The organism is Rugamonas aquatica, from assembly GCF_009380215.1.
GTDB classification, from domain to species: domain Bacteria; phylum Pseudomonadota; class Gammaproteobacteria; order Burkholderiales; family Burkholderiaceae_D; genus Rugamonas; species Rugamonas aquatica_B.
Genome location: NZ_WHUG01000005.1, coordinates 62,463 through 80,736 on the forward strand (window position 1 = coordinate 62,463; position 18,274 = coordinate 80,736).

General features: G+C 64.5%; 14 protein-coding genes and 1 riboswitch. Of the genes, 5 read left to right on the top strand and 9 right to left on the bottom strand.

Annotation, left to right across the window (positions count from 1 at the left end; genetic code table 11):
• Positions 1-99: 99 nt before the first annotated feature.
• Both GEV02_RS14275 and GEV02_RS14280 read right to left on the bottom strand, forming a co-directional pair.
• The gene (locus GEV02_RS14275) at positions 100-1,944 is read right to left on the bottom strand and encodes a flagellar assembly protein A (protein WP_152838647.1); all 1,845 of its coding nucleotides are present in this window, start codon (positions 1,942-1,944) and stop codon (positions 100-102) included.
• 233 nt (positions 1,945-2,177) lie between these two features.
• Positions 2,178-2,576: a hypothetical protein gene (locus GEV02_RS14280; RefSeq protein ID WP_152838649.1), complete on the bottom strand. Its 399-nt coding sequence runs from the start codon at positions 2,574-2,576 to the stop codon at positions 2,178-2,180.
• A gap of 171 nt (positions 2,577-2,747) precedes the next feature.
• On the opposite strand from GEV02_RS14280, the gene ompR reads away from it, so the two are divergent.
• From ompR to GEV02_RS14295, 3 genes are read left to right on the top strand one after another with little or no spacing between them, the layout of a single operon-like run.
• A complete protein-coding gene (gene ompR / locus GEV02_RS14285) occupies positions 2,748-3,515 on the top strand; it encodes an osmolarity response regulator transcription factor OmpR (RefSeq protein ID WP_008450215.1) in 768 nt (255 codons plus the stop codon).
• Positions 3,516-3,530: 15 nt separating this feature from the next.
• Positions 3,531-4,892: an ATP-binding protein gene (locus tag GEV02_RS14290; protein ID WP_152838651.1), complete on the top strand. Its 1,362-nt coding sequence runs from the start codon at positions 3,531-3,533 to the stop codon at positions 4,890-4,892.
• Positions 4,892-5,593: a hypothetical protein gene (locus GEV02_RS14295; RefSeq protein WP_152838653.1), complete on the top strand. Its 702-nt coding sequence runs from the start codon at positions 4,892-4,894 to the stop codon at positions 5,591-5,593. The genes GEV02_RS14290 and GEV02_RS14295 overlap by 1 nt, the downstream gene beginning before the upstream one ends.
• Before the next feature lie 18 nt (positions 5,594-5,611).
• Here GEV02_RS14295 and GEV02_RS14300 read toward each other — a convergent pair whose 3' ends face one another.
• Positions 5,612-6,109, bottom strand: a complete 498-nt coding sequence (locus tag GEV02_RS14300) for an Imm26 family immunity protein (protein WP_043481106.1) — start codon at positions 6,107-6,109, stop codon at positions 5,612-5,614.
• A gap of 175 nt (positions 6,110-6,284) precedes the next feature.
• Positions 6,285-6,383, top strand: a riboswitch (TPP riboswitch).
• 53 nt (positions 6,384-6,436) lie between these two features.
• Here GEV02_RS14300 and GEV02_RS14305 point away from each other — a divergent pair.
• Entirely contained in the window at positions 6,437-8,575 is a 2,139-nt protein-coding gene (locus tag GEV02_RS14305; RefSeq protein ID WP_152838654.1) for a TonB-dependent siderophore receptor, read from the top strand.
• Here GEV02_RS14305 and GEV02_RS14310 read toward each other — a convergent pair.
• From GEV02_RS14310 to pnuC, 3 genes are read right to left on the bottom strand one after another with little or no spacing between them, the layout of a single operon-like run.
• On the bottom strand, positions 8,572-9,297 hold the full coding sequence (locus GEV02_RS14310; protein ID WP_152838655.1) for a hypothetical protein: 726 nt from the start codon (positions 9,295-9,297) through the stop codon (positions 8,572-8,574). The two genes, GEV02_RS14305 and GEV02_RS14310, sit on opposite strands and share 4 nt — an antisense overlap.
• Positions 9,294-9,815 (bottom strand): AAA family ATPase, encoded by a 522-nt coding sequence (locus GEV02_RS14315; protein ID WP_152838656.1) that lies wholly within the window; start codon positions 9,813-9,815, stop codon positions 9,294-9,296. The genes GEV02_RS14310 and GEV02_RS14315 overlap by 4 nt, the downstream gene beginning before the upstream one ends.
• The gene (gene pnuC, locus GEV02_RS14320) at positions 9,812-10,423 is read right to left on the bottom strand and encodes a nicotinamide riboside transporter PnuC (protein ID WP_152838657.1); all 612 of its coding nucleotides are present in this window, start codon (positions 10,421-10,423) and stop codon (positions 9,812-9,814) included. Before pnuC ends, GEV02_RS14315 begins: the two co-directional genes overlap by 4 nt.
• A 213-nt stretch (positions 10,424-10,636) precedes the next feature.
• On the opposite strand from pnuC, the gene GEV02_RS14325 reads away from it, so the two are divergent.
• Positions 10,637-11,626 (top strand): hypothetical protein, encoded by a 990-nt coding sequence (locus tag GEV02_RS14325; protein WP_152838658.1) that lies wholly within the window; start codon positions 10,637-10,639, stop codon positions 11,624-11,626.
• A 90-nt stretch (positions 11,627-11,716) separates the two neighbouring features.
• On the opposite strand, the gene GEV02_RS14330 is transcribed toward GEV02_RS14325, so the two are convergent.
• The 3 genes from GEV02_RS14330 to GEV02_RS14340 all read right to left on the bottom strand — a co-directional run bounded on the left by GEV02_RS14330 (position 11,717) and on the right by GEV02_RS14340 (position 18,261).
• The gene (locus GEV02_RS14330; protein WP_408014850.1) at positions 11,717-13,858 is read right to left on the bottom strand and encodes a S46 family peptidase; all 2,142 of its coding nucleotides are present in this window, start codon (positions 13,856-13,858) and stop codon (positions 11,717-11,719) included.
• Positions 13,859-13,928: 70 nt separating this feature from the next.
• The gene (locus GEV02_RS14335; RefSeq protein WP_152838659.1) at positions 13,929-15,674 is read right to left on the bottom strand and encodes a PAS domain-containing sensor histidine kinase; all 1,746 of its coding nucleotides are present in this window, start codon (positions 15,672-15,674) and stop codon (positions 13,929-13,931) included.
• 1 nt (position 15,675) lies between these two features.
• Complete coding sequence (locus GEV02_RS14340; protein WP_235922780.1) at positions 15,676-18,261, bottom strand: chemotaxis protein CheB; 2,586 nt, start codon at positions 18,259-18,261, stop codon at positions 15,676-15,678.
• Positions 18,262-18,274: the final 13 nt, after the last annotated feature.

An 18,274-nucleotide genomic window follows, 5' to 3' on the forward strand; every position in this document is an offset into this window, starting at 1 on the left:
GAAGATGTACGTCGAAGCGCCGCCGCAGCGGCACTTCTTCACTTTTTTAATGTTATTTCTAGATTAGCATGAACCGCAGGCCTTGTGCGCGCACCATGGCTAGCCAGCCACAGGCCGCAGACGCGGATTCAGATGCCAGTCCAGCGAGCCGGCGCCGTCGCAGAACAGCAGCTCACCGCCGTTGGGCGTACCGCGCAGGCGCTGCTTGATGTCCTTGGACGGCAGCTGCGTGAGCGCTGCAACCTCGGCCTGGAACGGCATGGTACGCACCGTGGTCTCGCCGCTGACCATGCGCAGGCCGCAGCGGGCGATGCCGGCCGCCTCCACCTTCTGCTCGATCACCCGGGTCAGCTTGTCCTGCAATAGCTTCAACTGCGTCTGGCCGGCCTGCAGGTCGGTGCGCAGCTTGGCGATGGCTTGCAACTCTGCCGCCACCGCGCCCGCGATCTTGCGCAGGTGCTGGCCCTGCTCGGCGTTCAGTTGCAGCTCCTGGGTGCGCAGCTTGGCCGCCAGCGCCAGATAGCGGCGCACGTCCGGGATGGCCGCGATGCGCTCCACCTCCTGCTGGTAGCCCAGGTTGGCCTGCTCGAAGCCGGCCACCCGCAGTTCCAGGTCGGCGATCTCCTTGTCGAACTGGCTGACATCCTTCACCAGCACATAGACCACCATCTCGGTGCGGCGGCGCGGGCCGGCGCTGTCGATTTCCACGTTACGCCCCGCCACCGCGCAGCCCTCGGCCACTTCGATGCGGATTTCATCGGCGATGATCTCGCAGTTGGAGGCCTCGCCCAGCGTCACGATGGTGCCGGAGATGACGCAGTTCTCGGCGCGGCCGATATGCACCGCGCCTTTGCCGGTATGGATCACCGAGTTGGAGGCCACGCCGGTCACGGTAATGCTGCCGGCCGCGTTGGCGATGCTGCCGCTGACCAGGTTCTTGTCCAGCACCACGGTGCCGCCGCGCGAGTGGATATTGCCGTAGACGTTGCCGTGCACCGTGATGTCGCCGCCGGTGACGTCGCGCTGCTCCTGCACGTCGCCGAACTCCTCGTAGGCGCCGGCCAGCTCCAGGTTGCCGGTGGTGCGTCCGCTGACGCCATCCAGGCTGACGATTTTATCGGTGATGGAAATGCGGTTGGACTTGGCGTCGACGTTGAGGAAGCCTTCGCGGGTCGACACCAGATACTCGCCATCCTCCAGCATCTTGGCCTCGGTGCCGTCGCCGGCGAAGAAGCGCAGCGTCAAATCCTTGGGCTGCTCGGCCGGCGTCATGCGGCCGGACAGGTCGAAGCCCGGATGGCCAGGCACGGCCGGCAGCTTTTTCAGCAGCCGCACATTGGCCTTGATCTGCGGGAAGCGGTTCTGGAAGCTGCCCAGGTCGATGCGGCCGTCGGCCCTGGCCTTGGGCGCGTCGCTGCGGTGCAGGTCGGACGATACCTCGACCACGGTGGCGTCCTGGCCCGGCTCGGGTTCCAGCTCGGTGGCCACGGTGATGCGGTCGGCCTTGGTCGACGCGATGGCCGCCGCCACCGCCGCCACCTCGATGCCGAACAGAATGCCCTTGTTCCACATCTCGGCCACGAATTCGTCGACATCGAGCCGGGTCGGCCGTTCCGGGATCACGGTGCCGTCGGGCAGCGTGATCTCATCCAGGTACAGGGTCTCGAAATAGTATTCGGCATAGCCGCGCCCCATCTTGGGCTGCTTGTACAGCGCGATGCGCTGGTCCTCCATCACGCGCAGCTCGCTCGCCAGCCGCGTCATGCCCGGCGTGCCCAGGTCGGGGCCGACGCCGTACAGCGCCTTGACCAGCACCGGATAATTCAGGCCGACGAAATAGCTGTGGGAATGGAAGACTTCATTGATGGCCGCCGCCAGCGTCAGCGGCGACAAGGACATGTCGATATAGATGCCGTCCGGGCGCTTGGCCAAACCGATAGGCATGCCAGCGCCCGGAGCGTGCGACTCCTCTCCTGGCACTGCAGGTGCTAGCGGTTGAACCACAGTCTTCCTCCGAACGGCACGCGGCCGAAAGGCATTGCGTGTAATTAATTAATATTACACTTGGGCCAAGAAAAAGAAAGCGATTTTAGTGACATCGACGATAAAACTGTGAACTTATTGCTACAGATCAATGTTCAATAAATAACATCGGAGCAATACGCAACAGTCAACGACTAGTGGCGCGGCGGATTGGCGTAGATATCCTGACCCACTTCATTGATCTGGCGGCGCAGATCGCGGCGTTCGTCGGGCGTCAGGCGGCCGGCGCGGCGGCTCATTTCGGCGTTGCGGCCGGCTTCCTGCATGGCGCGGCGCTGCTCTTCCGCGCGGGCGTCGTAGCTGCGCGGATCGATCTGGCGGGGTTCCACCTGGCGTTCCATGCGTTCCTGGCGCACCGGCTGCACATCGCGTGAAGCAGGCAGGCTGCGTGGATCTTCGCGGCGTGGCGGGTCGCGGTCGGCTGAACTATCGTGCGCCATGGCGCTGCCGCTCAGCAGCAGAACACCCAGCAGGGTACGAACGCAAAAAGTTGCGCTTGCTGCCGCGTAGTGTTTTTTGTGATCGATGCCCATGGCGTTCCTAAAAAGCTGAATCTATGCCCAGAGTGTATGATGCTTTACCTGAGGGGGTAAGACGAATTGGGTAAAGTTTGTAACACTTTGTAATGGGTTGTCACAGACGTTTTCGCAAGTCCGAATATGACGTTACCATAGCAACATGAATATGACAAATCTGGCAGCCAAATGACTAGCACAACGACTGAATCCGGCAACACTCCCGCCAACCAGCATGGCCACCAGGCCAAGATCATGGTAGTGGACGACGACGTCCGCCTGCGCGACCTGTTGCGCCGCTACCTGACCGAGCAGGGTTTCAACGTCTTCACGGCAGAGAGCGCCACCGCGATGAACAAGCTGTGGCTGCGCGAGCGCTACGACCTGCTGGTGCTGGACCTGATGCTGCCGGGCGAAGACGGCCTGTCGATCTGCCGCCGCCTGCGCGGCGCCGGCGACCAGACGCCGATCATCATGCTGACCGCCAAGGGCGAGGACGTGGACCGCATCGTCGGCCTGGAAATGGGCGCGGACGACTACCTGCCCAAGCCCTTCAACCCGCGCGAGCTGGTGGCCCGCATCGGCGCCGTGCTGCGCCGCCGCGGCCCGGACGAGATCCCCGGTGCGCCGTCGGAAACCCCGCAATCGTTCGAGTTCGGCCAGTTCGTGCTGGACCTGGGCACCCGCACGCTGAAGAAAAACGGCGAAACCGTGCCGCTGACCACCGGCGAGTTTTCGGTACTAAAAGTATTCGCCCGCCACGCCCGCCAGCCGCTGTCGCGTGAAAAGCTGATGGAACTGGCGCGCGGCCGCGAATACGAAGTGTTCGACCGCAGCCTGGACGTGCAAATCTCCCGCCTGCGCAAGCTGATCGAGCCCGATCCGTCGAGCCCGCTGTACATCCAGACCGTCTGGGGCCTGGGCTATGTGTTCATTCCGGAGGGGCAGCCGCGCTAAGGCGCGGACGCGCGCATGAAGTCGAAGTTCCCTTTCACGTTTCGACCGGCCAGCCTCAAGAGCGGCCTGTTCTGGCGCACCTTTTTCCTGCTGGGCGCGCTGACCACCACCAGCATGACGGCCTGGGTCGGCATGATCAGCGTGGTGCAGCACGAGCCGCAGGTGCAGCAAATCTCTTCCCAGGTGATCTCGGTGGTGACGATCACGCACGCCGCCCTCACCCACTCGGCGCCGGAACTGCGGCGCGAGCTGCTGTTCGACCTGGTGTCCAACGAAGGCATCCGCGTGTTCACGCTGGAGGACGACGACAAGGTCGATCCGCCGCCCGACAACGCGCTGATGCCCGACATCCAGAAGCTGGTCAAGGCCAAGCTGGGCGCGGACACCCGCTTCTCCGCGCGCGTCAACGGCGTGGCCGGCTTCTGGGTCAGCTTCAAGATCGATGACGACGCCTACTGGCTGATGCTGGAACGCGAGCGCATCCGCGGCCTGACCGGCATCCAGTGGCTGGGCTGGGCCAGCGTGGTGTCGGTGGTGTCGCTGCTGGGCGCGGCCTTCATCTCCAGCCTGATCAACCTGCCGCTGCGCCGCCTGACGCAGGCCACGCGCGCCTTCGCCCAGGGCAAGCGCCCCGAGCGGCTGCCGGAAAAAGGCCCGATGGAAATCATGGAAGCCAACCGCAGCTTCAACCAGATGGTGGTGCAATTGCAGCAGGTGGAATCCGACCGCGCCGTGATCCTGGCCGGCATCTCGCACGACCTGCGCACGCCGCTGGCGCGCATGCAGCTGGAAGTGGAGATGGCCAACCTGTCGAACGAAGCCCGCGAAGGCATCCAGTCCGACATCGGCCAGATGGACGCCATCATCGGCCAGTTCCTCGACTACGCCAAGCCGACCGAGGTGTCGAGCTTCATCAACGTCGACCTCAGCGAGCTGCTGAGCGACACCGCGCATGAAGCCGAGCGCCTGCCGGACGTACGCATCGGCACCGACATCGTGCCCAACGCCCACGTGATGGGCAACGCCACCGACATCAAGCGCGTCATCAACAACCTGATCGAGAACGCCCGCCGCTACGGCAAGACGCCTGGCAGCGAGCTGACCGAGATCGACATCAAATGCAGCATCAAGGGCATGCACACGTCGCGCCGCGTGGTGGTCGAAGTGCAGGACAACGGCAACGGCGTGCCGGACGACCAGATCGAACAGCTGCTCAAGCCCTTCACCCGGCTCGACGCCGCGCGCGGCCAGGCCAACGGCGCCGGCCTGGGCCTGGCCATTGTCGACCGCGTGATGCTGCGCCACGGCGCCGAACTGCAGGTGCGCAACCGCGAAGGCGGCGGCCTGCTGATCCAGATCGTGATGAAGGCGGTTTGATGCGGGCTCTGACGATTGCACTGCTGCTGAGCGCAGCCGGCCACGCCATGGCCGCCAAACCTGCGCCCGCGCCGCCGCGCATCGAACAACGCGCGCCGACCGAAGAAGAACGCAATTCCTTCGACATCTACTTCCACCAGAAAATGGTGACAGAGTCGCACGGTGCGCGCCCGGTGATGCCGCTGTTCGCGCCGGCCTTCGACATCGAGCGCCAGCGCGGCAAGCCGTGGCAGGTGATCGCCCGCGTCGATTCGGCGCCGCGCCATTCGGCGGTCGACCTGTGCCGGCAGATACGTTCCAGCTTCATCTACGACGCCAAGGCGCCCAAGGACAGCCGCTGGAGCGAAACGGCCCAGGAACCGACGTGGCATGTGTGGCTGGCCCAGCCTAACACCATCTGCAGCGCCGTCCAGCACACCGTGCTGATGGACCAGGCGGTGCGGCCGGAGGACGTGGTGGCGCTGCTGCGCCAGCATGGCGAACTGCTGAGCCGCGCACGCCTGCTCTTCGCCGGCAACTCGCACTGCATCCGCCAGCGCGCACTGCCCTTCACGCTGCGCGCGATCGCACCGGCAGCGCCGGCGGCCGGCGCGCCCGTGATGTTCAGTCTGGTGTTTGAAAGCGACCGCGACACCGTGGCCCGCGTGGCCGTGCGCCGCCATCGCGGCGAGTACGCGGCCTGGAACGTGGACTGCGATTAGGCCACGTCCAGGCGAAGACTACGCGCTGGCGCCGCTGCGGTTGATCGGATGGTCCAGCGGCTCCAGCAGCCGCGTCAGCAGCAGCTCGGTCGAACCGTAGCCGTACAGCGAATCCGTCTCCAGCCCCGGCGTATCGTAAGGCACGGATTCCTCCCGCTCCGAGCGGCTCGGGTCGGCATCCGAATACGTCACGCGCCAGGCGCGCTTGAGCGCGTCCGCGCGGCGCAGGAACTGCGGCACCGGCCACTGCGCCGGATCCCATTCCAGCGCATCGCCCAGCACCGGCCAGTGGCCGCTGGCCAGCGCCATATCGCCCACGCGCAGCACCTTGACCGCATCCTGCGGCCGCAGCGTGGCAAGCTCTTCCAGTGACGGCAAACGCGGCAGCTTGGGGCCGAACAGATACGCCAGCATGATCTTGCTGCCCGGCGACAAGCGCGCCACCAAACCCCAGCCATAGCCGCCATCCAGCAACGGCACGGCAAACCAGCTTCCCTCGTGATACGACTGCCTCATTCCTAACCTTTCACTCGCACGATGCAGCAGGGTGTCGCCAAAATGTACCGACATGACGGCGCCTCCGATAAAAGCTGTGACTGCTTCGTTGGCGCCCTGCGGCGCAAAGCGCAAGTTTAGCGGCGCGGCGCGGAACGCGGCGCACGGCACCGCAGCCCGCGCCTGTGCTACACTACTGCCTCGCTAGGGGTCCTGGAGCTTTGCTGCCGGGTGAGAGATACCCTTCGTACCTGATCTGGATAATGCCAGCGAAGGAAAGCGCAAAGTAGTTCTCCCCTCCTTTGATGGCTCTCTTCGCGGTTCCAGCCGAACACGTAGAGAGTCCATATGTCCACACCAAAATTTGCAGTTTCCGCCATCGCCATGGCGGTGTTACAGGCTTTTCCCGGCGCCGCCGTCGCTGAAACCTCCGCCCCCGAGCAAGCCCTGCCCGAAGTGGTAATCACCGGCGCCAAGGCGCAGGCCAGCCGCGCCTCCGTGGCCGGCTTCTCCAACGCGCCTCTGCTGGAAACCCCGGCCTCGGTCAGCGTGCTGAGCTCGCAGCAGATGCTGGACCTGCAAATCCGCTCCACCACCGACGCCGCCAAATACGACGCCAGCCTGAGCGACGCCTACAACGCGGTCGGCTACTCGGAACAGTTCTCCATCCGCGGCTTCAAGCTGGACAACGCCTCCAGCTACCGCAAGGACGGCATGGCCATCCCCGGCGACACCCAGATCCCGCTGGAAAACAAGGAACGCCTGGAAGTGCTGAAAGGCTTGTCCGGCCTGCAGGCAGGCGTGTCCGCGCCGGGCGGCATCGTCAACTACGTCACCAAGCGTCCGACCGATACGCCGGTGCGCACCGTGGTGCTGGAAGAGCGCGAGCGCGGCACGCTGTACGGCGCCGTCGACCTGGGCGGCCGCTTTGAAGACAACCGTTTCGGCTACCGCTTCAACGCCGCCGCCGAACGCCTGCGCTCCTACATCAAGGGTGCGGACGGCAACCGCAAGTTCGTCTCGGCCGCCTTCGACTGGAAGATCTCGCCGCAGGCGCTGCTGCAAATCGACGCCGACTACCAGAAGAAATCGCAAGTGACCGCGCCCGGTTTCCAGCTGCTGAACAACCAGACGCTGCCGAACATCCCGGCCGACACCATGCTCAACAACCAGCCGTGGAGCCGTCCGGTGGAAACCACCAGCAGCAATATCGGCGCCCGCTTCGAGTACCAGTTCACGCCCGACTGGAGCGCCACCGTCAGCGCCAACCAGCACAACTTCAAGCGCGACGACTACACCGCCTTCCCTTACGGCTGCGGTGCGCAGGATCTGTACCCCGGCTTCTGCGGCAATGGCGACTACGACGTCTACGACTACGTCAGCCTGGGCGAGAAGAAATCGCCGCTGACCGTGCAAGCGCTGGTGCAGGGCAAATTCACCACCGGCTCGATCGCGCACGCCTTCACCGGCGGCGCCTCGCTGTTCAAGAACAGCGAGAAATGGGGCGACGCGCTGTACACCCAGGCCGGCCCAGACGGCAAGGCCTTCAGCAACATCTACCATCCGATCATGGTGGCGCCGAACGGCGGCACCAGCCTCCCGGTCTCCGAACGCCGCCGCGACAACGAACGCGCCCTGTTCGCGCAGGACATCCTGAGCCTCAACGAACAACTGAAGCTGCACGCCGGCGCGCGCTACGTGCAGGTCAAACGCGACGAAATCGTCGACGCCACGCTGCCGTTCGCCCACACCGATATCGGCTTCTGGCTGCCGAACGTGGCGCTGGTGTACAGCCTGCGTCCCAACGTCTCGGTCTACACTTCGTACGCGCAGGGCCTGGAGCACGGCGGCGTCGCCGGCATCGGCACCAAGAACGTTGGCCTCGCACTGGCGCCCGGCAAATCGAAACAGGTTGAAGTGGGCGTCAAGGCCGACATCCATCCGGACCTGAGCGCCAGCGTCGCCCTGTTCGAAATCCGCAAGGGCCTCGAATACACCAACGCGCAGACCTACCTGGTGCGCAATGGCCAGGCGCAGAACCGCGGCCTGGAGATGGCCCTGAACGGCCGCGCCTCGCGCGATCTGACGGTGGGCGTATCGGCCACCGCGCTCAACACGCGCCAGCGCGACACCGGCCAGGCGGACATGGACGGCAAACGCGTCCCCAACGTCGCCGCCTTCAAGTCGAGCGTGTACGCCGACTACGCCGTGCCGCAAGTGGCCGGCCTGTCGGTCAACGCCAACTGGGTCTACTCGGGCAAGAAGGCGTTCGACAAGGAGAACCAGGTGTTCGTGCCGGGCTATCACGTGATGAACCTGGGCGGCGCCTACGCCACCCGCATCGCCGGCATGCAGACCACGCTGCGCGCCAGCGTCGACAACGCGTTCGACAAGTTCTACTGGCGCGATGTGACGCCGGACCTGGGCGGCTACCTGATGCCGGGCGCCACGCGGACCTTCCGGGTGTCGGCCCAGATGGACTTCTAAAAGATCAGCTGCGCGCGCATCGAAAAACTCTTCGCTGCGCGCGCCGAGTTCCTGCCGATCAGGTAAGCGAATTCGTACTTGATCTCCTGCCGGCCGATATCGCGGTGCCCGAACACCGCCGGTCCGGCGCGGTGCGACTGCTGCCGGTATGGCAGCCAGTCATTCCACTTCCCCACTTCACCGAAGGCCTGCACGCCGGGCTGCAGCCACGGCTTCCAGTTGTGCTTGACCTGCAGCTGGGAAGTCAGCTCCATCGGATGCTCGCCGCCGCCCGGCGCCACGCGATAGTCGCGCTGGAAGAACAGATTGGCGTTGAACTGCGTGCGGCCGATTTCCGTCTTCAGCACCGGTCCCCATTCCAGCGCGTAGCCGCTGGCATTGTCGCGTGCCTTTTCCAGCTTGGTGTGCAGCGCCAGGTCGAAGTCGTACTGGCCCTGCGTCAGCAGATAGTCGTTCTGCCACGCCGTCTCCACCCAATGGCCGGCGCCGCCGTTGACCTTGACCCACTTGGCATAGACCTCGGTGTACCAGCGCGACGTGACGCCGTAGCCGATGCCGATTTCCGGCGCAGCCACGGTCAGGCCCTTGTAGTGGGCGTTCCAGTATTTGTAGTCGAGGGAGAGCTGGCCCTCCACGTCGTAGGTGGAGACCAGGTAGTAGCCGGTGTCGGCCAGCGCCAGCGGGGATACGCACATCAACATCGCCGCCAGCTGCTTTTTCATCGTAGGTGCCGCTCCACTTGGGACAGTCGTTCAGCCGGATCGCCGGATACCAGCAGATAGGGTATCCCACGCGCAGCCAGCTCGTCCAGCAGCATGCGGTCGATAATCACGCTCACCTCTTCGGATTCGCGATGCAGGCCTTCCTCCACCCATGGGATATCCGGCGCCGTCACCAGCGTGATGGCGTAATCCTGCCGGTGGCTGGCCGCCAGCGCGCCCAGTTGCTGGTCGAAGCCGCCGAAATAATGGCGGCCGTACACCAGCGTCATCAACGGCGCGGTGTCGCAAAAAAGATACTGGTGGGCGCGCGGCGCGGCTGCATCCTCGCGGTCGCGCTGCGTGGCGGCGATGTGGAACTGGTCCTCCGCCACCGGCACCCGCTCTTCCGTGTCGACGAACTCGCGCAGATACTCCGGCACCCACAACGTTTGATAATGCTCGGCCAGCGCCGCGGCCAGCGTCGACTTGCCCGACGAGGTCGTGCCCAGCACGGCCACCCGCAGCGGCGCCGCGCTCATTCCAGCACCATGCGGCGGTCCTTGCCGTCTATGCGCCAGGCGCGCAGGCCGATCGCCGCCATGGCGACGAACACCGCGTACAGCACCGCCGTCAACATCAGGTGCTTGTGCACGTACAGCACCACGTACAGCACGTCGACGATGATCCATACCACCCAGTTCTCCAGCTTTTTACGCGACAGCAGAAGCTGCCCCAACAGGCTGCCGGCGGTCAGGAAGCCGTCGGCCATCGGCACATCGGTATCGGTGTAGTGCGACAGGAACCACCACAGCAGCCCGAAACCCAGCAGCCAGCCGCCGACGGCCAGCCAGCCGCTGTTGCGGTCCAGCCGCGTCACGGGCAGCGACTCGGCCGTGCTCGGCACGCCGCTCAGCCACTGCTTCCAGCCCCATACCGACACCGCGATAAACACCAGCTGCAGCGCCATGTCGCCATACAACCTGGCGTCGTAAAACACCACGCCGTAAATCGCCGACGACAGGATGGACAGCAACCAGGCCCAGTGCAACTGGGTGATGTTGAACAGCACCGTGATTACCGCCAGCACAAAGCCGAGCAGTTCAAGCGGCGTAGTGCCGAAGCCAAACAGGACAAGCGGATCGTTCATCAGTTCCGGGGGTAGCGCGGCCAGGGCCGCCAGGGTGGGAAATATCGCCGCGGCAGTATGCGAGTTTTCAGCTGAATAAGCAAGATTTGGCGGCTCGCCGCCCGTACATTCCTAAAAACATAACATTACAAATTAAACATTGTTATTGATTTGAAATTGCCCATATGTCATTATTAATTGGCAACATCCTTTTAATCCATATGGAGCATCAGAATGCGAAAAATCCTGTTTCTTGCCGCGATACTGGCGGCTGGCGCAGCACACGCCGACTTCATTCCCCGCGTCCGGTCCGGACAAAACGTCGCCACCGTCAGCCTGAACGGCGGCAGCCTGACTTACTCGCAACCCTGGGGCAGCGGCACGCTGGGCGCCCTGATTGTCGATGCGCAGAATGTGCCGCGCCAGATCGAAAACGGCTTGAACGCCGCCGCCGCCAACGCCATCAACGGCCATGGCGCGACCTTCGGCCGAGGCACCGTGACCGGCACCCCCACCCTGACCTTGCGTCCCGACGCGAGCGGCGTCGTGTTCGCAACCATGACCGGCCTCAGCTATCGTGTCACCTCGTCCTTCAGCGGCACCAAGTGGGGCGTAATCAACTACAGCTGCACCAACACCACCGACTACAACAACATCACCGTCACCGCGCAGTACGGCACGGCCGATGGCGTGATCCCGCCCACCAAGGTCGGCATCAACGGCACCCTGAACACTTCCACCGATTGCGATTCCAACCTCAGCTGGATACTGCCGGTGCTCGGCGACATCCTGATTAACAAGGCCGAAGGCAAGGTCGATGCCGGCATCGCCAACGCCGTGCAAAATGGTCTGGCCGGCGTCACGCAGAACTTCTTCTTCAAGCGTGACCAGAACTGGCTGGTGGGCCTGAACCGCCTGATCCCGGCCGACAAGGTCGTCACCTACCCGGGCGGCAGCTTCCCGATCGGTCAATACATCGCCAACAACCTGCCCTACCTGATCGCCAACAGCCAGATCACGCTGAAGCTGGGCCGCGGCGCCAACCTGAATCCCGTATTGGGCACCAACGAACCGCCGTATGACCTGAGCGGCGACGCCATCACGCTGACGCTGACGTCGCCGGGCGTGAACTTCACCGCCAATCTGAGCGAACAGGTCAACGTGTACTGGCTGTGGCAATGCAGCATCGCCAATCCATCGCGCAAATGCCAGGATCCGCGCTAAGCACGGATAAGGAAAAAGCCCCGTGTGCGCATGCGACGCTCAAGATCGTCGCACGCCACACGGGGCTTTTTGCATCGGGATCGTCCAGGCTTACTTGGACTTGGCCGGATACTTGATGGTCATTTCCCTCAGCACGTTATCGGCGTGGTCCACTTCGGCCATCACCCACAGCATGTAGCGGATATCCATGTGGATGGCGCGGGTGATGGCGGTATCGAAGTACCAGTCCTTGGTGATGGACTCGTAGGTCGAATCGAAATTCAGGCCGATCAACTCGCCGTTACGGTTCATCACGGCGGAACCGGAATTGCCGCCGGTGGTGTCGGCGCTGGTCAGGAAGTCGACCGGCACCGTGCCCAGGACAGGATCCTTGAACTGGCCGTAGCGCTTGGCCTTGATCGCATCCAGCAGTTTCTGCGGCGCGTTGAACGGATCCTTGCCGGTGTTCTTCTCGACGATGCCTTCGACCGTGGTGAACGGCCCTTTGGTGATGCCATCCTTGGGCGAGTATGGCGACACGGTGCCGTAGGTCACGCGCAGCGTCGAATTCGCATCCGGGTAGACCGGCTTGCCCTGCGATTTCTTCCACGCGATCACGGCCTGCATGTATTGCGGGATCACGCGTTCCAGGTTGCCGTCCAATTCCTTGCGGCGTTCCTTCAGCAACTGGGTCACGTCGTCCAGCTTGACGGCCAGCTGCACGAAGGCGTCGGTGGACGCGGCCATCGCGGCGGCATCCTTGCCCACCCACGCCAGACGCTTGGCGGTGTCGCCCAGTTCGGACTTGGCGTACAGCGCAGGCACCGCGTCCACGGCCGGCAGCAGCGCATCCATGCCGCTGACATGCATGGACTTCGGCAGCTTGGCGTAGCGCTGCAAGGCGGCGACGAAGCGCGCCTGGTCCACGCTGCCCACGTAGGACTGCTCCAGGCGGTTCAGGCGGGCCTTGATGAAGGTCAGGTCGCGCTGCTGGTAGCCGGTTTCGCGTTCCGCGTCCGGCTTGGCGCTTTCACGCGCCAGGCGATACAGCGTGCTGCCGCTTTTCAGCAGGTCGCCGGTGGTGGCGACGCTGTAGCCGAATTCCTCGTCGCTCAGCGCCAGGTCGGCGGCGATCACGGCGTCCAGTTCGGCCAGCAGGGTTTTCGACACGCCCGCCTGCTTGTTGTACCAGGCGCGGAACTCCGCATCCTGCACGTCCTTGATGGCGGCGATGTCCTTGCGCGCAAAGCCGTCCAGCAGGCCCTGGGTTTTCTTCATCACGTTGTTCATGCTCTTGTCGACGCTGGCGTAACGCACGGCGGCGGCAGGATTGCCCTTGGTGGCGGCGGCGATCACGTCCAGGTCGGCCTGGATCTCGGCCACTTTGGCCGGGTAGGCCGAATCGCGCGCGGCGCGGATTTCCGACGGCAGCTTGTAGCGGCTGGTGCGGCCAGGGTAGCCGGCCAGCAGCACCGGATCGCCGTTTTTCAGGCCGGCGGCGGAGACCACCAGGAAGTCCTTCGAGTGGTAAGGCACGTTGTCCGGCGACGGATCGGCCGGACGGCCATCCTTGCCGACGTAGGCGCGCAGGAAGGAATAGTCGCCGCCCTGGCGTGGCCATTCGTAGTTGTCGATGTCGCCGCCGAAGTTACCGATCATGTCGGCCGGCGCGTACACCAGGCGCACGTCGCGTATCATCATCTGGCGGATGCGGTAGTACTCCAGGCCGCGGTGGAAGGCCGGCACCGAGCAGCGGTAGATCTTGTCGCTCTCGCATTCGGCGATCAGCGCCTTGATCGATTTTTCCACAGCGTCGTGGCGCTGCTTGCCGCTCATGGTGTCGCTCACGCCCTTGAGCACGCGCTCGGTGACGTTTTCCACCTTGTCGGTCACGTAGACCAGCGTGTTCGGGCCGCCCGGCAGCTCTTCGGCGCGGGTCTTGGCCAGATAGCCGTCGACGATGTAGTTGTGTTCAGGCGTGGCGTTGCGCTGGATCGCACCGTAGGCGCAATGGTGGTTCGTCACCACCAGGCCGGCGTCCGACACGAACGACGCCGAGCAGCCGCCCAGCGAAACGATGGCGCTCATCGGATGCTTGGACAGGTCGGCCAGTTTTTCGGCCGGGATGGTGATGCCGATGCGCTTCAATTCGGATTTCAGCTGCGGCAGCTGGTACGGTTGCCATTGGCCTTCGTCGGCCTGGGCCGCGGTGGCGGCCATCAGCGCCGCTGGAAGAACGAGATATTTTAACAAGATATATGCCCCAGTTTGAGTTCTGGCGGCAGTATATGCCTTCTGCGGAAGGCTGAAAATGCTTTTATGTTCAGATAGGCAGCTCAAAGTCCATCGTCAGCGTGCAGCCGACACCCGGCTTGTAGCGGCCGATATCGAGGCGTCCGCCCAGCGACGCCGCCCGCTGCGCCATGCCGATCAAGCCAAACGACTCGCTCTTGTCGCGGTGCTGGGGCGCGATGCCGATGCCGTTGTCGCTGACGATGAACAGCAGCCGGCCGCCCTTGCGCCGCAGCGTCACGTCGACCCGGCTGGCGCCCGCATGGCGCCGCACATTGCTCAGCGCCTCCTGCAGGCTGCGGAACAACACGATCTCCATCGCCGGAACGATGGCGGCGAACACCGCTTCCGCCGGCAGCACCAGCTTGCAGGCCAGGCCGCTGCGCTTGCGGAACTCGCCCACCTGCCACTCCAGCGCCGCCTGCAGGCCCAGGTCCAGCACCGCCGGCCGCAGATCGTTCATGATGCCGCGCACGCTGCTGATGGTGGTGTCGACGTTTTCCAGCACCGCGTCCACCCGCTGGTGCAGCCGCGCATGGCGCTCGCTGGTGCGGGTGCTGAGCATGGAGATGTCGATGCGCAGCGCCAGCAGGTTCTGTCCCAGCTCGTCGTGGATATGGCGGGCGATGCTGGTGCGTTCCTCTTCCTTGACCACTTCCAGGTGCTCGGCCAGCTTGCGCAGCTGTTCGCGCGATTCGTGCAGCGCGGCCTCGGCGCGTTTGCGTTCGACCACCTCCAGCATCAGCTGGCGATTGGCCTCGGTCAGTTCGGCGGTGCGCTCCTCCACCCGCGCATCGAGCTCGCGCGACAGTTTCAGCAGCGCCGCCTCGGCCTGCTGGCGGGCCGTGATGTCCGAGAACACGCCGATGAAGTAGCTGATGATGCCGTCGTCGTCGCGCACCACCGTCAGCGACATGGAGGCCACATAAGGCGTGCCGTCGCGCCGCCGGTTATACACCTCGCCCTGCCATTTGCCGTAGGTGCGCAGACAGCGCATCGCCTCGGCGTGGTAGCCGACTGGATGGGCGCCTGGCCGGCCGAGGAAGCGCGGATTGCGGCCCAGCGCCTCCTCCACCGTGTAGCCGGTCAGCGTGGTGAAGGCAGGGTTGACGAACACGATGTCCTGCAAGGCATCGCATACCAGCACCGCCTCGTTGATGCTGTCGAGTACCTGGAAGGCCCGCCGCCGCGCCTCGTCGCGCACATCGTCGCTGCCGATGTCGGTCAGGATCATGCGGCACTTGGGCACCACCATATCCATATTGGCTTCGATGCGGATGCGGTGCAGCGAACAGGCCGCCGCGCCGGCCTGCGGATCGAACAGCGGCACCTCCAGCACGGCGCGGCCGCCGTTGTGGCGTAGCGCCAGCAGGAAGCTGCGCAGCGTCGCCTGCGATTGCGGCGCCACGAACTGTTCGAAGCGCTTGCCCTGCAGATTCTGGCGCGCGCCGCCCAGCAGTTCGGCGGCGGCGAAGTTGGCGCGGATGATGCGGCCGTCGGCATCCAGCGACAGATAGCCGGCCGGCGCCTGATCGTACAGCGCCGCGTACCGGTCGCGCCCCGCCTCGGCCTGGTCGCGCTCCTGCTGCAGCTCGACCAGCGCGGTGTTCTGCATATCCAGTTCGATCTGGCTGACCTGGAGTTCATGCCATCGTTTGAGCTCATCGCTTTCGTTCGCCGCCGACGGCGGGCGGGCATCCGGCAGCGCTGCCACCGTCATTTCGGCGATCTGGCGCAGCTGCACTGGATCGAGTTCGGGACGATGGCGTTTGCGCATGCTAGTCTAGGCCTCTCTGCATCGAGCGTAGCTGCGTTTCAAGCTGCTTCGACTCGCTGATGTTGATGAAAGTAACCACTACTCCGTCGATCACATTCTCCACTGTCCGGTAGGGCATGATGCGTACCGTGTACCAGCCGCCGCTATGCGTGGGTATTTGCCGCTCGCTGAACACCAGCGTGCGCAGCACCTCCTGGGCGTCGCGCTCCAGGTCCGGGTATTGCAGGTCGTTGACGATGTCGCTCAGCGGGCGGTGCACGTCGCCCGGTATCAGCTTGTAGATCTGCGTGCTGCGGTCGGTGTAGCGGCGGATGCGCAGCTCGCCGTCGAGGAAGATGGTGGCGACATCAGTGCTGTTGAGCAGATTCTTCATGTCGCCGTTCACCAGCGACAGGTCGTCGACCTTCGATTGCAGCTCGGCGTTGACGGTGTACAGTTCCTCGTTCAGCGACTGCATCTCTTCCTTCGAGGTGGTCAGCTCCTCGTTGGTCGATTGCAGCTCTTCGTTGGTGGACTGCAGCTCTTCGTTGGCCGACTTGAGCTCCTCGCGTGAGGCCTGCATCTCGTCGCGCACCGCCTTGATTTCCAGCCGGGCCTGCGCCAGCTGCTGCTCCAGTTCCAGCACCTGCGGATTGTTGGAGCGCGAGCGGCGCTTTTCCGGCGGCAGCGGCGCGCTGCCAAAGGTCAGCAGCACGCTGCCGGACAAGGGGCCGTTGCCGGGCATGGCCTCGGCGGTCAGGTCCAGCGCCTGCGACGGCTTGCCGGCGTCGTCGCGCTGGATCAGGCCACGCACGGCGATCATGCCCTCGCCCTGGACCGCGCGCTTGAGCAGGTCGGCCAGCTCGTGCCGCAGGCCCTCGCGCGCCATCGCATGGATGTTCCAGTTGGCCTTGCCCGCCGCAGGTTCCAGATAAGCGCCGGTGCGGCCGTGGATGTACAGGATGTCGCCATGGGCGTTGACCAGCACGGCGGCCGGCGCATGCTTCTTGAGCAGCTGCTGCTCGACCTGGGATTGAAGATTACCGTTCATGGATGGGTGTTGGGTCTCGCTGGCGAATGGAATCGATACGCTGCTGACGCGTGTCGGAAAATAGTTGGCGACGCGTTCGATGGACGCGTCCAGGCGGCGATAGATGCGGCCCGCGCCGCTCATCGGCGCGAACAACTCGTTGAAATGGCCGGGCGTATCGGCGCTGCCGAGCATCAGCAGGCCGTCGGTCTTGAGCGCGTAGTGGAACAAGGGGATCAGCTGTTCCTGGAGCTTGGCCGTGAAGTAGATCAGCAGGTTGCGGCAGCACAGGATATCGAGCTTGGTGAACGGCGGATCGGAAATGATGTTCTGGCGCGCGAAGATGATGGTGTTGCGCACATCTTTGCGGATGCGGTAGCCGCCATTTTCCTCCGGCATAAAGTAGCGCTGCAGCTGCTCGGACGAGACATAGTCCTCGATGCCGGCATCGAACACGCCCTGGCGCGCGCGGTCGATAGCGTCGCCATCCAGGTCGGTGGCAAAGATCTGCAGCGTGTAGCGCGCCTTGGGCCGCTGCTGCTCCAGCACCTCGTTGAAAGCGATCGCCAGCGAGTAGGCTTCCTCGCCGGTCGAGCAGGCCGGCACCCAGGCCTTGAAGGCCGCGCCGTCCGGATGAGCCGTCAGCAGCTGCGGCAACGCCGTCGTCGTCAGGTACTCCCACACCTTGGCGTCGCGGAAGAAATTGGTCACACCGATCAGCAGCTCCTTGAACAGCAGCTCGATCTCAACAGGATTCCCGGCCAGCACGGCGACGTAATCGGCCAGCGCGGCGCACTGGCGCAGCTGCATGCGGCGGTCGATACGACGCAACATGGTGCTCTGCTTGTAGTCAGAAAAATCGGCGCCGGTCTGCTTGAGCAGCAGATGGAACACTTGCTGCAGCGCGCTGCGATGGACGGCTGCATCGGCCGGAAAAACGGTGGGCTCGCCGCGCCACCAGTCAGCCAGTCGGGCCGCCATCTCGCCCGGCAGCGCCACGATATCGACCACCTTGGCGGCGATGGCGCTGGCCGGCATGGGATCGAAACGCGCCGACTCAGGCAGCTGCGCCATCGTCAGACCGCCGCGCTCGCGCACCGCGCGCAAACCCAGCGTGCCATCCTCGCCCATGCCGGAGAAGACGATGGCCACCGCCCGGTCATTGCCGCGTACAGCCAGCGCCTGGAAGAAGCTGTCGATAGGCAGACGGCGGCCGCGTGAGCCGGACGGCGGCAGCACGGCAAAGCGGTCGCCGTCGAAACCGAGATCGTGATTGGGTGGGATCACATACACATGGCCTGCCTCGACCGCCATGCCGTCTTCGACCTCGCGCACCGGCATGCTGGTGACACGCTGCAGCAGCTCCGGCAGCAGCGCCTTATGCATCGGATCGAGATGCTGGATGACGACATAGGCGAAGCCGCTGGCCGGCGGCACGCAGGCCAGGAACTCGCAGATCGGATCGAAGCCGCCAGCCGACGCGCCGATGCCGACCACTGGCACAGCACCGTCGTCCGGCATCAACGCCGGGGCTTCGACAGGAGGAGCTAGCAATGCATGGGCGGTTCGTTTTGTCATTGTGGCATGGCCA

Bases quoted from the DNA above. Each gene is read 5' to 3' on its own strand.
- GEV02_RS14315 (WP_152838656.1), bottom strand. From the start codon at position 9,815: ATGAGCGCGGCGCCGCTGCGGGTGGCCGTGCTGGGCACGACCTCGTCG.
- GEV02_RS14340 (WP_235922780.1), bottom strand. From the start codon at position 18,261: ATGACAAAACGAACCGCCCATGCATTGCTAGCTCCTCCTGTCGAAGCC.
- GEV02_RS14280 (WP_152838649.1), bottom strand. From the start codon at position 2,576: ATGGGCATCGATCACAAAAAACACTACGCGGCAGCAAGCGCAACTTTT.
- GEV02_RS14310 (WP_152838655.1), bottom strand. From the start codon at position 9,297: ATGAAAAAGCAGCTGGCGGCGATGTTGATGTGCGTATCCCCGCTGGCG.
- GEV02_RS14275 (WP_152838647.1), bottom strand. From the start codon at position 1,944: ATGCCTATCGGTTTGGCCAAGCGCCCGGACGGCATCTATATCGACATG.
- GEV02_RS14300 (WP_043481106.1), bottom strand. From the start codon at position 6,109: ATGAGGCAGTCGTATCACGAGGGAAGCTGGTTTGCCGTGCCGTTGCTG.
- GEV02_RS14335 (WP_152838659.1), bottom strand. From the start codon at position 15,674: ATGCGCAAACGCCATCGTCCCGAACTCGATCCAGTGCAGCTGCGCCAG.
- ompR (WP_008450215.1), top strand. From the start codon at position 2,748: ATGACTAGCACAACGACTGAATCCGGCAACACTCCCGCCAACCAGCAT.
- pnuC (WP_152838657.1), bottom strand. From the start codon at position 10,423: ATGAACGATCCGCTTGTCCTGTTTGGCTTCGGCACTACGCCGCTTGAA.
- GEV02_RS14325 (WP_152838658.1), top strand. From the start codon at position 10,637: ATGCGAAAAATCCTGTTTCTTGCCGCGATACTGGCGGCTGGCGCAGCA.
- GEV02_RS14295 (WP_152838653.1), top strand. From the start codon at position 4,892: ATGCGGGCTCTGACGATTGCACTGCTGCTGAGCGCAGCCGGCCACGCC.
- GEV02_RS14305 (WP_152838654.1), top strand. From the start codon at position 6,437: ATGTCCACACCAAAATTTGCAGTTTCCGCCATCGCCATGGCGGTGTTA.
- GEV02_RS14290 (WP_152838651.1), top strand. From the start codon at position 3,531: ATGAAGTCGAAGTTCCCTTTCACGTTTCGACCGGCCAGCCTCAAGAGC.